Origin of the sequence: Streptomyces sp. V4I23 (genome assembly GCF_030817975.1) — a bacterium.
Classification (GTDB): domain Bacteria; phylum Actinomycetota; class Actinomycetes; order Streptomycetales; family Streptomycetaceae; genus Streptomyces.
This window is the reverse complement of record NZ_JAUSZW010000002.1, coordinates 40,244-54,071: the sequence shown is the minus strand read 5'-3', so window position 1 is coordinate 54,071 and position 13,828 is coordinate 40,244. Positions and strand designations below refer to the sequence as shown.

At 66.2% G+C, this 13,828-nt stretch carries 10 protein-coding genes and 2 pseudogenes; 4 read left to right on the top strand and 8 right to left on the bottom strand.

What is annotated here, in order from left to right; all coding sequences use genetic code 11:
* Window positions 1–5: 5 nt before the first annotated feature.
* The 8 genes from QFZ82_RS01300 to QFZ82_RS01265 form a co-directional block, all read right to left on the bottom strand.
* Window positions 6–6,971: a helix-turn-helix domain-containing protein gene (locus QFZ82_RS01300; RefSeq protein ID WP_307711368.1), complete on the bottom strand. Its 6,966-nt coding sequence runs from the start codon at window positions 6,969–6,971 to the stop codon at window positions 6–8.
* A 4-nt stretch (window positions 6,972–6,975) separates the two neighbouring features.
* Window positions 6,976–7,329: a hypothetical protein gene (locus QFZ82_RS01295; RefSeq protein WP_307711270.1), complete on the bottom strand. Its 354-nt coding sequence runs from the start codon at window positions 7,327–7,329 to the stop codon at window positions 6,976–6,978.
* Window positions 7,322–7,717, bottom strand: coding sequence for a YbaB/EbfC family nucleoid-associated protein (locus QFZ82_RS01290; RefSeq protein WP_373429215.1), 396 nt, complete (start codon window positions 7,715–7,717; stop codon window positions 7,322–7,324). The genes QFZ82_RS01295 and QFZ82_RS01290 overlap by 8 nt, the downstream gene beginning before the upstream one ends.
* Window positions 7,626–8,759: an AAWKG family protein gene (locus QFZ82_RS01285; RefSeq protein WP_307711366.1), complete on the bottom strand. Its 1,134-nt coding sequence runs from the start codon at window positions 8,757–8,759 to the stop codon at window positions 7,626–7,628. The genes QFZ82_RS01290 and QFZ82_RS01285 overlap by 92 nt, the downstream gene beginning before the upstream one ends.
* Window positions 8,760–8,790: 31 nt before the next feature.
* Window positions 8,791–9,276 carry a type VII secretion system-associated protein gene (locus QFZ82_RS01280; RefSeq protein WP_307711365.1) on the bottom strand — a complete coding sequence of 162 codons (486 nt, stop codon included), beginning with the start codon at window positions 9,274–9,276 and terminating at the stop codon, window positions 8,791–8,793.
* An 82-nt stretch (window positions 9,277–9,358) separates the two neighbouring features.
* Entirely contained in the window at window positions 9,359–9,709 is a 351-nt protein-coding gene (locus QFZ82_RS01275; RefSeq protein ID WP_307711364.1) for a WXG100 family type VII secretion target, read from the bottom strand.
* 87 nt (window positions 9,710–9,796) lie between these two features.
* Window positions 9,797–10,147 carry a hypothetical protein gene (locus QFZ82_RS01270; RefSeq protein ID WP_307711363.1) on the bottom strand — a complete coding sequence of 117 codons (351 nt, stop codon included), beginning with the start codon at window positions 10,145–10,147 and terminating at the stop codon, window positions 9,797–9,799.
* A gap of 310 nt (window positions 10,148–10,457) precedes the next feature.
* The gene (locus QFZ82_RS01265) at window positions 10,458–11,108 is read right to left on the bottom strand and encodes a type VII secretion protein EccB (protein WP_307711362.1); all 651 of its coding nucleotides are present in this window, start codon (window positions 11,106–11,108) and stop codon (window positions 10,458–10,460) included.
* Between the two features lie 161 nt (window positions 11,109–11,269).
* On the opposite strand from QFZ82_RS01265, the pseudogene QFZ82_RS01260 reads away from it, so the two are divergent.
* The 4 genes and pseudogenes from QFZ82_RS01260 to QFZ82_RS01245 all read left to right on the top strand — a co-directional run bounded on the left by QFZ82_RS01260 (window position 11,270) and on the right by QFZ82_RS01245 (window position 13,777).
* Window positions 11,270–12,432: pseudogene (locus tag QFZ82_RS01260) on the top strand (IS701 family transposase).
* 254 nt (window positions 12,433–12,686) lie between these two features.
* Window positions 12,687–12,845 (top strand): annotated as a pseudogene (locus QFZ82_RS01255) (ISL3 family transposase); the annotation flags it as partial.
* Between the two features lie 285 nt (window positions 12,846–13,130).
* Window positions 13,131–13,268, top strand: coding sequence for a hypothetical protein (locus QFZ82_RS01250; RefSeq protein ID WP_307711408.1), 138 nt, complete (start codon window positions 13,131–13,133; stop codon window positions 13,266–13,268).
* Window positions 13,269–13,411: 143 nt separating this feature from the next.
* Window positions 13,412–13,777, top strand: coding sequence for a hypothetical protein (locus tag QFZ82_RS01245; protein WP_307711361.1), 366 nt, complete (start codon window positions 13,412–13,414; stop codon window positions 13,775–13,777).
* Window positions 13,778–13,828 lie beyond the last annotated feature (51 nt).

Below are 13,828 nucleotides of genomic sequence, written 5' to 3'. Positions count from 1 at the left end.
TGTCATCACTGCCAGTCCCCGTCACCCGACGCCCCGACCACACCCGCGGCATCCGACATCGCCACATCACTGTCATCAGTGGCGCTGGCAGCATCGTCCTGGGTGTCATCACTGGCAGGATGGGCAGGATTGTGCTGAGTGTGCGGTGACGACGGGGCCGCAGCCGGGCCCGCTGAGCCACCGGGAACCACAAGCTCTGGGAAGGCACCCGTCCCACCGGCACGTCCACCGCTCGGAGTATCCCCGGCCGCCTGTGGTCCGGCGTTCCCGCCCGCGGGAGCCGGCGCCTGCCTAGTGTCGTCCGGCCCGGCCGCAGCCTCCCCGCCGCGGGGCAGCTGCGGCGCAGGGGGAGCGGTGTCGAAGGCGTGCAGCAGCCGCGCATACGCCCGGCCCGCGCGGCCGGTCGGGATATATCGACCGTTCTCCCAGTTCCTAACCGTCTTGTCCGTCACTGAGAGGTGAGCGGCCATCTCCGGCTGTGTCCAGCCCGCCTTCTTCCGCAGGCCCGCACGTTGGGCCGGGGTGGGCAGCTGCGGCGCAGGGGGAGCGGTGTCGAAGCCGTGCAGCAGCCACGCATACGCCCGGCCCACGCGGCCGGCCGGGGTAGCTTGACTGTTCTCCCAGTTCTGCACGCTGACTCTCGTCACTGAGAGGTGAGCGGCCATCTCCGGCTGTGTCCAGCCCGCCTTCTCCCGCAGGCCCGCACGTTCGGCCGCGGAGGGCAGCTGCGGCACAGCGGGAGCGTTCGCGAAGGCGTGCAGCAGCCACGCATACGCCTCGGCGACCGCGGTGCCGGGCTCGGAGCCGCCCTCGCTCTCCCACCGCCACACCTGGACCGCCGTCACGCCGAGGAACGTGGCCACCTCTTCCTGTGTCCAGCCCACGCGCTGTCGCAGGTGGCTGCGTGCGGCCCTGCTGGAGGGCAGCTCCGGTGCCTGCTGGCCGGCTGCAGGCTGCAACCCCACAGCGGGAGCGGTGTCGAAGCCCTGCAGCAGCCATGCATACGCCTCGGCGACCGCGGTGCCGGGCTCGGAGCCGCCCTCGCTCTCCCAGTGCCCCACCTCGTCCGCCGTCACGCGGAGGAACGTGGCCACCTGTTCCTGTGTCCAGCCCACGCGCTGTCGCAGGTGGCTGCGTGCGGCCCTGGAGGGCAGCTCCGGTGCCCACCACTCGGCACCCGCCGCCTGGCCACCCGACACGACAGAAACCGCGGAGCCCTCGCCGGCCGGAACCTCCGGCATCTCCACATCACTGTCAGTCCCGTCACCCGACGCCCCGACCACACCCGCGGCATCCGACATCGCCACATCACTGTCATCAGTGGCGCTGGCAGCATCGTCCTGGGTGTCATCACTGGCAGGATGGGCAGGATGGGCAGGATTGTGCTGAGTGTGCGGTGACGACGGGGCCGCAGCCGGGCCCGCTGAGCCGCCGGGAACCAGCTCTGGGAAGGCACCCGTCCCACCGGCACGTCCACCGCTCGGAGTATCCCCGGCCGCCCCCAAGCCCGCGTTGCCCTGTTCCTTGTGGCCCACCGGCACGCCGCGCGATACCGACTCCTCCTCCTGCTCCTCCTCCAGGAAGCCCGCCGACTCCGCCGGGTCCTTCCCCCGCGTCAAGAGGGCCGGGTCCACATAGCGCCCAGGATCTGCCGGGTCCTCCCGGCCCGGCGTGCCGACCGGGCCCGTCAAGACCGCAAACTCCTCCTCGTCCTCGTCCTCGTCGGCGAGGCCGGTGTCGCTCCACGGGATTCCCGGAGACGAGGGCTCGAAGTGCGGTGTTTCACCGACTTGGCCCTCCCGCTCCTGCGGACGGACGACCTGCTCCTGCGGACGGACGCCCAGTGCCCTAGTCAGCCAGTGCGGGTCGTTCTCACCAAAGTCGTACACCGCGGAGCCCTCGCCGGCCGGAACCTCCGGCATCTCCACATCACTGTCATCAGTGGCGTCACCCGACGCCCCGACCACACCCGCGGCATCCGACATCTCCACATCACTGTCATCACTGTCATCACTGTCATCAGTGGCGCTGGCAGCATCGTCCTGGGTGTCATCACTGGCAGGATGGGCAGGATGGGCAGGATTGTGCTGAGTGTGCGGTGACGACGGGGCCGCAGCCGGGCCCGCTGAGCCGCCGGGAACCACAAGCTCTGGGAAGGCACCCGTCCCACCGGCACGTCCACCGCTCGGAGTATCCCCGGCCGCCTGTGGTCCGGCGTTCCCGCCCGCGGGAGTCGGCGCCTGCCTAGTGTCGTCCGGCCCGGCCGCAGCCTCCCCGCCGCGGGGCAGTTGCGGCGCAGGGGGAGCGGTGTCGAAGGCGTGCAGCAGCCGCGCATACTCCCGGCGCGCGCGGCCGACGGCCGGGGTAGCTCGACCGTTCTCCCAGCTCTTAACCGCCGTGTCCGTCACTGAGAGGTAAGCGGCGACCGCCTGCCGGGTCCAGCCCGCCTGCTCCCGCAGGTTCACACGTTCGGCCGGGGTGGGCAGTTGCGGCACAGGGGGAGCGGTGTCGAAGCCGTGCAGCAGCCACGCATACGCCCGGCCCGCGCGGCCGGTCGGGGTAGCTCGACCGTTCTCCCAGCGCTCAACGCTGCCTCTCGTCACCGAGAGGTGAGCGGCCATCTCCTGCAGGGCCCAGCCCGCCTTCTTCCGCAGGTTCACACGTTCGGCCGCGGTGGGCAGCGGCGGCATAGGGGGAGCGGTGTCGAAGGCGTGCAGCAGCCGCGCATACGCCCGGCCCGCGCGGCCGTCCGGGGTCCTTCGACCGCTCTCCCAGCGCTTAACGCTGGCTATCGACACCGAGAGGTGAGCGGCCATCTCTGACTGTGTCCAGCCCGCCTTCTCCCGCAGGCCCGCACGTTCGGCCGGGGCGGGCAGCGGCGGCACAGGGGGAGCGGTGTCGAAGGCGTGCAGCAGCCACGCATACTCCCGGCCCGCGCGGCCGGCCGGAGTAGCTCGACCGCTCTCCCAGTTCAGAACGCTGAGTCTCGTCACTGAGAGGTGAGCGGCCATCTCCGGCGGGGTCCAGCCCGCCTTCTCCCGCAGGCCCGCACGTTCGGCCGCGGCGGGCAGCGGCGGCACAGCGGGAGCGTTCGCGAAGGCGTGCAGCAGCCGCGCATACGCCTCGGCGACCGCGGTGCCGGGCTCGGAGCTGCCCTCGCTCTCCCACTTCCTCACCTGGCCCGTCGTCACGCGGAGGAACGTGGCCACCTCTTCCTGTGTCCAGCCCACGCGCTGTCGCAGGTGGCTGCGTGCGGCCCTGCTGGAGGGCAGCTCCGGTGCCTGCTGGCCGGCTGCAGGCTGCAACCCCACAGCGGGAGCGGTGTCGAAGCCCTGCAGCAGCCATGCATACGCCTCGGCGACCGCGGTGCCGGGCTCGGAGCCGCCCTCGATCTCCCACTGCCCCACCTCGTCCGCCGTCACGCCGAGGAACGTGGCCACCTGTTCCTGTGTCCAGCCCACGCGCCGTCGCAGGTGGCTGCGTGCGGCCCTGCTGGAGGGCAGCTCCGGTGCCCACCACTCAGCACCCGCCGCCTGGCCACCCGACACGACAGAAACCGCGGAGCCCTCGCCGGCCGGAACCTCCGGCATCTCCACATCACTGCCAGTCCCGTCACCCGACGCCCCGACCACACCCGCGGCATCCTCACCCGGTGCGTTCCAGTCTGGTGACTCCGGCTGTTCTCCCGTGCTCACGGGGACATTCGACGGCGGCGAGGCACTGGCGGTTTTGGCGTCGGTGGGGGTGCCGATGGGCGTTTTCCGGGGCCGGAATTTTCGCCATTCGGTCGCCCTGCCGAACTTGTCGTGGTCCAGGGTGATGCGGACGTCCCCGCCTGCCTTCGGCTTGTGGAAGGCGATTTTCCCGGTAGGCGCGTTGATGTCGAAACCCGAGACGTCTGCGACGATCTGCGCGTCGGCGACAACCTGTTCCGCATCCGCGTTCGTGACTCGATCGGCTCCCGCCGTACAGGAGAAGAGGGTGATCTCCTTGAAGTCCGAGAAGTTGTTCTTAAGGTCACGCAGCAGCTCGCCGAGCTCCTGGGGACTCATGATCACTTCGCGTGTGTTCACGGGAGTCCCACTCGTTCCCTGATCCGCCTCGTCATCGCTGACGACGACCCTGAAGCCCTTCTCATCGTGGTGCAGGCCGAGGAAGAACGAGTCCTTGAAGTTCTCGGGCAGGTCCTTCCAAGTGCCGGCCCACTCACCCTGGCTGTCGCGGAACGCCTGGACGAAGTGCGTCTGCTCCGACAGCTTTTCGTAGTTCCCTTGACGCCTCGACAGGTCTGTGGCGTTGAAGGACACCGCTCCTATGCGTTTGCCCCTCGAGTCGTTGACGGCGCTGACGAGCAGCCGAGGACGGGCCCACGCGCTGTTCGACGGCTTCGTGTACTTCTTCGGGCCTTGCGCCGGTTTCGCGGGTGGGACGATGAACGTGCCGGCTGGCTGGATGGCCGAGGAACCAGTTTTCGTACCGCTGCCGTGCGCTGATGCGGTCTGCGGGGTGGATTGGGCAGGGTCTGCGCTCGAGGTGGAGACCGTCGCTACGACCGGAGTCTTGCTGGTCGTGGGTGTCGCACCGGGTGTCGTACCGGGTGTCGTACCGGCGGTGGGAGTCTTACTGGCTGTGGGTGTCGTGCTCGCGGCAGAAGCCGGGGTGGCCGTGTTGGTGGAAGCGGGGTTGGCCGGGGCTGTCTTGGCCGGGGCGGCGTTGTCAGCGTGGGTTGGTGTCGGAGCCTGGCCGAGCGGAGCGCTCGTGGTGGGCGCGGGTGGTGTCGGGCCGGCTGGAGCGCCTGTCCCGGTGTGGGCCGGCGATCCGGGTGTGGCCACGGCGGCTTGCCCGCTGTGGGGTGCGGTGCCGGCGGGCTGAGGACGGGTTGTCGTGCCCCCGTCGGTGACGGCCGGTGCAGGCGATACCGCGCTGTCCGCTGTGGGGCGGTGGGGACTGGTACCCGAGTCCGTGGTGTTTTCCGTGCGTTCCGGGCTGTCTGATACAGGGCTGAGGGGATCGGGGCGAGCCGGGCCGGCAAGGTCCGGCTGATCCTGGCCGGGCCGCAACCCAGGCTGGTCGGGGGTAAGTCTGGGCTGGTCGGGCTGGATGGTGGATGCGGCATCCGCGGCGGCCGAGTCAGCCGGCGGAGCCCACTGGCTCTGGGCGGAACTGCCCAGGCCCGGTGTACTCGATGCCGGCGTGCCCAAGGTGTTCGGGTCGTTGCTTCCCACGGGGAGGTCGGCATCCGGCAGTTTGCCCGGTATGCCGCTGTCGCCGATGGCCGGCACGGTGGCGGACGCGTCGGTGAAGCCACCGGCCACTCTCGGCGGCGGGAAGTCGGCGGACTCGAAGTCGGTGACAGACGAGGCGCCACTGAGGTCGCTGACATCGCTGAACACCGACGGCACGTCACTGGCGTCTGTCAGGGCGCTGACGTCACTGACATCGCTGAAGATCGACGCCGTGTCACTGTCCGGGTCGGTGAGGTCGCTGACATCGCTGAACACCGACGGCACGTCACTGGCGTCTGTCAGGGCGCTGACGTCACTGACATCGCTGAAGATCGACGCCGTGTCACTGTCCGGGTCGGTGAGGTCGCTGACATCGCTGAACACCGACGGCACGTCACTGGCGTCTGTCAGGGCGCTGACGTCACTGACATCGCTGAAGATCGACGCCGTGTCACTGTCCGGGTCGGTGATGATGTCGGGTACGTCCAGCGGATCCACGACGCTCGGGGCGACGCTCTGATCCGCGCCAGGGCCACTGGAGCCGGTGAAGGCCGGCTTCGTTCCAGAGCCGTTGGCTCCGGCTCCGGCTCCGGCTCCGGCTCCGGCTCCGGCTCCGGCTCCGGCCACCAACGGGTTGGGGTGCCCAAGAGTGTGGGGCACACCGGGCGTGACATCGGTTGTGACCTCGTCGGCCGTGTGCGAGGTGCTGGACGTCACCTGCGGGCGGCTCTCCGATCCTGCGCTGCCCGCCCCTTGCCCGTCAGGGTTCGTAACGGAGTTCAAGTCCGTCTTGTTCTTCAAGAAGTCCATCTTGTTCTTGAAGATGTCGTTGATCGCCTTGCCGGTCGCAACCCCTACGCCCGCCGTGGCGTGATGCATGACCCCGCTCACGCCGGCACTCAGCATCGTGTCCGGGTCGACACTGAACTTGCCGGTGAACATCAAGTCGAAGACAGTCTTCGCGCTTGTCTCGGCGAATGCCTCGTTGACGAAGGAATCGGGAAGCTCGACCGCTTCCTTGACCCATTTAGGCTGGTCCTTGACGAGGTCCTTCGTGACCTTATTGGTGATCGACTTGAGTCCGGCGCCCGCGATGCCTCCCATCGCCTCAAGGAGCGCGGACTTACCGATGTCCGTCCAGTCGAAGTCCGTACGCCGCCGGTCAGCATTATCCGGACCCACCATTGACGTGAGTTGCGCCAGGAAGCTGGTGAAGGCCCCCTGCAGGCCCTCCATCGCTCCGGCGATCGGGATAGGCAGCTCACGGCTTATCCGTCGCGCGATGAGTATCATGGCGAGAGCCGTACGATATTTCGCAAGGAGGATTTCGGACAGCGAGAAGCCGCCGGTCAGCGCGGCCCTGATGCTGATCAGCGCGATCTCCAGCATCATATAGCTGAATTCGATGATCAATTCAGCCTTGCCCTCGGCCATCTTCATCGAGCGTTGCACCTGGACCCAGGCGCGTTCGTCGAGCTGCTCGGCGAACTCGCTCAGATGGTTCTTGCCGTTGTCGTCGATGAACACCCGCACCGCACTGCTGAACTGTTCGCCGATGCTCTCCGGTAGCGAATACGCGATCTCAGACAGTCCACGGCTCAGGAAGGACGAGAGACTGCGGAGTTGATCCGCCGACATCTCAAAAGGGAACCGGCTTCTATAGCCCTCGTCCTCGTTTCCGCTGAAGTATTTACCGCCTACATAGACCTCCATGAACTCGGCGAGAGCCGGGGGGACGTTGATCATAGTGCTATCGCTTCGTTCCCGCGTCAGGGTCGGCGGAGCCGGCGCCGCCCATCCAGTCGAGGGCGTCCGTCTGGGGCTTCTGGACGGCGGCGGCCTGATCGACGACCGCTCGGTACAGCGCGTCGAGCCCGTCCGAGATCTTCTGCATAATGCCGAGGGACGTGTCTCGCTCCTCCACCCAGGCAGGGCCCACCACGTCGGCGAACGGGTCGTCCACGCCTTCCTCACCCCACCATCCGTAAACGCCGTTCATATCCTTCTCGAATTCAGGGCCAAGCGTGCTGTGCAATCTCGCGGCGTCGCCAAGGTTCTCAGAGCTGGCGAGGATCTTGTTCACGTCCGCAGAGTAGTCAGCCACGGCCGTTGCCCTCCTCTTCGTCATCGATCTCGTCGCGGAGCCGGCTCATGGGCGTCGGTGCATGATCGTCAGCGGCCATTTCCTGCTTGAGCGGACCGAGGAGCTTCTCCCAGTCCAGCTCGCGCCCTTCCTGGGCGGCTCCACCAGCGATTGTTCGGGCCACCGGATCCATCTTCTCGACCATGTGGCGCGCCATATCCGCTCGCGCCTGGGAGGCCGCTTGAATCACCGCTGCGGAGAGCTGCGAAGCCGCCATGGTCTTGTACTTCCCGTCGAGGAAATCGACGCTCACCAAATCACCCTTCGAACCCACGGTCACCTGCACCGACCGGTCCACCGAACGTGCCGTGGCCGAGGCTTGCCGCAGCTCGGCCTCCAACTCCGCCACCACCTTCTCGGCGACCTTGAAATCGGCCATCGCCTTGGCCACCCGGTCGTCCATCGACTGACTCATCGCGTCCTTCACCAACTTCCCTGCACTCAGCCGACATCAGCGGCCCAGGGCCTGCGGCAGACCGCCATCGTCCGTGCCCCAGACGTCCTCGTCCTCCGCGACCCAGGAGGTCCGCTCCCGGTTGAGCGTCCATCAGTGCGCGCCCAGGTGCGGAACCGATCGTCTCACCATCCGCAGAGGCTACGGGGACGAAGCCCTCATTATTTCCCACCTGTGCGGCGTAACCTTCATAGTTCTTGGCCATCTTGTGCACCAATTGCTTGAAAAGGCTCGCACTGGTGCCGGCCCAGGACATGCTGCCATTACCGATGTCCTTGGCTTCCCATTCTTCCAGCGTCTTGGCGCTGTCCTGGAAGAACTTCACGACGCGGTCGAGGGACTTGGCGACCTCGGTGAATGTCAGGAGGTCCACATAGGAGTCGTCGGGGATCGAAATCCCACGACTCTCGAATCCCTGGGTGCTATGGGGGTATAGAACAATCTTGTCCAGTGCAGCCTTCGAACCGTGCACGTACTGCATCAGCGGCAAGGCGTCCCAACTGATCTTCTCGCCGTCGCCCTTGTTCCACATGCCATCCTCTTTGAGGACCTTACTGGTCTTCTCACCGCCGCGGACTGCGACGTTACCGGAGGGCGGAGTGTCTCCGGCCGCGCGCCCGATGAACGTGATGTGCGCCTTGTAGTGGCCCAGGTTGCTGCCCTCTGAGGGGTCATCCTTCCCGCTGTCTCCAAGGCGGTAGTAGGGGAGGACGAAGTCCGTCTTGTCTCTGAGCCATCCACCTGATTGGACGAATCCCGGCATGTGCTGAGAGCCGCCGACCTTGTCCAGCCTGACGTGCATCAGGGGGATACCCTCGTTCCCCTTGGGAGTGTCGAACAACGTCTTGCGCTGCGGCAGAATGTAGCCGGTGAGCAGCTCGACTATTCTCTTCCAGTTGTCGTCGTTGTTCTTCGCGGCGTCACGCGCTTCGGCCATGGCGCAGCTCCCAGCCTCTTCATCGGGCGTCTTATTCTGTGCTCGTACTGTTCGAAGACGTGCGGGTACCACTGTCAGAGCCGAGCGAGTTCTCCACGTCCTCGAAAGCATCGAGGAAGAACTCGGTCGAGATCTTGTCCAGGCTCTTGGCCTGGCTGTCCCGCATCTTTCGGATGGTCTCCCAGAGGGCGTCTTCCACGTCTTCGAACATCACATCATGGTCGGTGAGTATCTTGCTGATAGCCGCCGCCATCTCCTGGATGGCCTTGTTCAGCTCGCCGCCCCCGACACCGTTGTCCTTGTCGCCGTTGCCGGCCATGAGACCGATCGCCAGCGGCTTGCTGGAGAGCAGCGTGGACGGCGTGACATCCCCGTCGGCGATAAAGCTGATCGCACGCCCACTGGGATCATCCTTGAGAATTTTCCCCAGTACGGCGCGGAAGTCCTGGATGTTGTCCCGGATGAATGCCTTCATCCACTCACTGTCGAGAACTGTTGTATTGCCTTGGTCGGACATGGCACCTGCTCAGTGAAATGAGTTATATCAGCGCCGTCGCCCCCCGCCCGGCACAGCGTAGGACGACGGCATCAGGTCTTGTTCAGTGGCTTCCGATTCTGATGTCACCCCACCTCTGCGACAGGCTGCTCTCGTTGAACTTGTAGTTCCCGGAGATTTCGGTGAGGAGTGCGGAGTGGCTGGCCAGGAGTATTTTGATGTTCTCGACCGCCTGGTCCCACTTCCCCTGAACTTCGGTGTAGACATCTCGGTCGTCACCGATCCACGTATTCTTGAGTTCGGTGAGTTCCATTTCCAGGTTGGCCAGGATGCTCATAATGGCCTGGGACTGGGAGACCATGTCTTCCGCGGCGTTGTCAGCATGGTTGTAGTCGACGTAGATGTAGCCGTCGCTGAAATCCATAGTGTCCTCGATCTCTTCAGCGAGTGTCATGAGGTCGCCCGGACGCTACCCGTGGGCGGGGTGCGGCTGGGCAATTCGAACTGTCATGCGGTGGGCGCGTCCCGTGATGTTGTGGGATCAGGAACTGTGGGCGGCTCCCGGGTTGAGCTCGTCGAAGACGCGCGTCGACCTCGTGTGCTCCCGGTCGATGGCTTCATTTGCCGATCCCTGCGCGAGACCGTGCTCTCGGAGCGTGTTGTTGAGCTCGTCCACCATCCTGTCCAGATTCGTCAGGATGATGTCCACCTGTCCGTCCCACTGGTCCAGGAGTTGACCGTATCGGCCACCGTCCGCTCCGCCATATCCGGACGCGAGATTACCCCGGGTCGACTGGACATCCTGCTGACACTTCAGAACACCCGAATATGCCTGCTCCAGCGCCATGATGCCGCTTCGCGTGGCGGCTTCTTCAGATTGCCGCATTGCCATTCGGGACCCCCTCTCTGGTGAATTACCTGCTGCCGCGAAGCCCTTACACAGTTCACTCCGCAACGCTTGATTGACCAAGGTACGACCCGGAGCGAATACCTGACAAGTATTTGTCGGGTGGCCGTTTAACCAACCAGCGCCCGAAAATGCTCGATTGAGCAATCATCAAAAAATGCAGCGCTCAATCGAGCGAAGGCTCGAATCGAATAGGGATATAGGAGACATTTCGACGACCGGCCGCTCACGCATCGCATCCACACGAAATGCATGTGACACACATCACACATCAAGAAGCTCTCACAGAGGGTGATCATTCGCAACGCAGCGTCACACGCGCCTCACCGAGAGAAGCAGCCTCAGGGCTGAGATCCGGCCCCGTCGGCAGCATCGACAGCAACTGCGCGGGCAGAGTTCGCGTCTTGCCGCCTTCAAGCCCCAGGGCTTCGATGGCTTCCTGCGACAGCAGGCGGTACTTCACCCCTTCGTCCGTCACCAGGAACGTCGTATCACCCATCCCACTGCCACTGGCGCTCACGGCCCTCACGAGAGCTCCCTTGTCCGGTCGCGCGGCTATAGCGTCGACGGCGAGGCATGCCGGCTCGGTCTCAGGCCCGGGCCGCTGCACCAGCGCCGGCAAACTCCCCGAAGGCAGCACCGCCGCGGTGATGCGCGGTTTGCTCCCGAGTGAGTCGACCTCGGCGCACGCGAGGGACCCAGCGTCAATGAACTGCTTCTGACTCAGCCTCGGAAGCGACGCCGGCCCCTGCGACCGCAGAGCCCGCGGACCGCCCTCGTCCCACATCTGCCGCCACCGCTGCACCGACCGGACGCTGACCCGCAGGTCCTTGGCGATCACTGAGCTCGCCTCACCCTGGGCAAACCGCTCGGCCGCCTGGAGCCGTACCTCCTCGCGGAACTGCTGCCGTTCGGCGGTCAGCCCGCCTCCCTGTGGATACCGCATGCCTTCGGTGATACCGCAGGACCCACGAGCCGTCAGCCCCTACGACTCCACGAGTTCAACCTTGTCGGCGTACTCCCTAATACTGCAACCGCATGTGGCGTGACTGTTGGCATGGTTGGTCGTTGGTGTGACTGTGTGATCAGTCGCTGTCGGTTGAGCAGATCGAGTCGTGGTCCGAGGGCATAGCAGGGCTGCATGCCCGGTTTGCGGGACGTTTTGGCAGGTCGGAGCCGCGAGATCGGGCTCTGGGCTATATGACGGGCCTGCTGGCGCCGTTGGAGAAGAAGAACGGCTGGACGGTGGCCGAGCAGGCGGGCCAGCTCCGCCCGGACGGTGTGCAGCGTCTGCTCAACCACTCCGAGTGGGACGAGGACGCGGTTCGTGACGATGCCAGGGACTTCGTCGTGGAGACCATCGGCGCCAAGGACGGCGTGCTGATCGGGGACGACACCGGCTTTCTGAAGAAGGGCGTGCGGTCAGCCGGTGTCCAGCGGCAATATTCCGGCACTGCCGGCCGTACCGAGAATTGCCAGATCGGTACCTTCCTCGCCTACGCCTCCGCCAAGGGGCGGGCGCTGATCGACCGAGAACTGTATGTCCCGAAGTCCTGGACGGACGACCGGGACCGCTGTCGGGCGGCGGGAATCGACGACACGGTGCCCTTCGCCACGAAGATCGAGCACTTGAAGTGGATGCTCCAACGCGCCATCGACGCGGCGGTGCCGTTCGCCTGGGTGGCCGCGGACGAGGCATACGGGCAGGTCAAGCACTTCCGCGGGTGGCTGGAGGAACGCGGGGCAGCGTATGTGCTGGCCACCAAGGTCAACGACACCGTCAGCACGGTCGACGGCTGCGACGCGCGGGTCGACGAGTTGATCGCCGCGCTGCCGAAGCAGGCATGGAAGCGGATCTCCGCCGGAGCCGGCGCCCACGGCCTGCGGATCTACCACTGGGCCCGCGTCGCCATCCAGCCCGTCTGGGAAAACGGTCACGGCCACTGGGTGCTGGCCCGCCGCAGCCTCTCGGACCCGACCGAGATCGCCTACTACGTCTGCTACGGCCCCGTCACTTCCCGACTGAAAGCCCTGGTCAGGACGGCCGGCGCCCGCTGGCAGGTGGAGGAGTGCTTCCAGACCGCGAAAGGCGAATGCGGCCTGGACACTACCAGGTGCGGCTTTACCGGGCCTGGTACCGGCACATCACCTTGTCGATGGCCGTCCTCGCCTACCTGACCGCCATCCGAGCCACAGAAGCCATAAAAGGGGCAGCGGAGATGACGAGCAGGACCTCATACCCCTCAGCGTCCCGGAGATCCGCCGGATGATCGGGCACATCGTCGTCACGCCCCGCTGCCATGCCAACGAGCACCGTCTGCACTGGTCACACTTCCGACGCCGCAGCCAAGCCCGAGCCCGCCGCTGCCATTACCAGCGCCGAGGCCACAACCCCCACATGCGGTTGCAGTACTAAGGTGGCGCTGGCAAGATTTCCGTGATGCTGGGGTGTGCCACCGTGCGCCGGTGACGCTCCGTCACGGGTAGCGGCACTGTAGGCGAGTGTGATGACCTCATATGGATCATGTCTCCGCACCTTGATGCGGTGCGGGTGGAACGAGTATGGGTGGCGGGAGGCGTAGTCCGCATCGCTGCACGCACCCGCGAGTTGAAGGTGGCGTGTCCGGACTGCGGTCGCGGTTCCGCGCGGGTGCACAGCCGCTACGGCCGCGCGCTGGCCGATGTCGCTGTGGGTGGCCGACCGGTGGTGATCGAGCTGTCGGTGCGACGGTTGTTCTGTGACGGCCCGAGCTGCGGTCGGCGGACGTTCGCCGAGCAGGTCGAGGGGCTGACGGCGCGCTACCAGCGCCGCAGCACATGGTGGAGATGGCCGGAGTGCTGTGCTCCTCGCCGGCCGTGGCGACGCCCGGCTCCTGCAGATCCTGCAGGTACCGCTGTCGCGGACAAGCTGCTGTTCCACTTGATGCGCTTGCCCCTTCCGTCACCAGCGATCCCGCGGGTGTTGAGCGTGGACGACTTCGCGCTGTACACGGACGTCTACGGCACCCTGCTGGTGGATGCCGACACCCGGTTGCCGATCGAGCTGTGGGCCGGCCGCGACGCCGAGCAATTGGCCACCTGGCTGCGGACACACCCCCGGTGTTGACGTGGTCTGCCGGGATGGCTCGCTGGTCTACCGCCAAGACATCGCCGAGGCGCCCCGAACGCGGTGCAGGTCAGCGACCGCTTCCACTGTGGCAGGGACTGTCGAAGCGGGTCGGCGATGTTGCCGCGGCCCACCGAGGATGCTTGTCCGTTGCGGTCCCCGAGCCCGAAGCGGCATCGCCGCCGACGAGCCCGGCGACACCGTCCGACGAGGCCGACACCCCCGCCCGCCGCCACGCGAAGCGGCTGTTCGAGGCGGTGCACGCGGTGACCGACACCGGCCGCTCTCTCAACTCAGCAGCCCGCGAGTTGGGCCTGAACCGCCGCACCGTGGGCAAGTACGCCCGGGCAGCCACCTGGCAGGAATGCGTACGCCGCACCCGGCCCCGCCGGCCCACCAGTCTCGATCCATACCTGGAGTACCTGAGGCAGCGCTGGGAGGAGGGCGAGCACACCGCGACGGTGCTGCACCAGGAGATCGTCGCCAAGGGCTACCGCGGTCACTACTGAGGTTTTCGGGTTGTCTGCTGGTGACGGTTCATGATCCCTGCGGTATGCCGG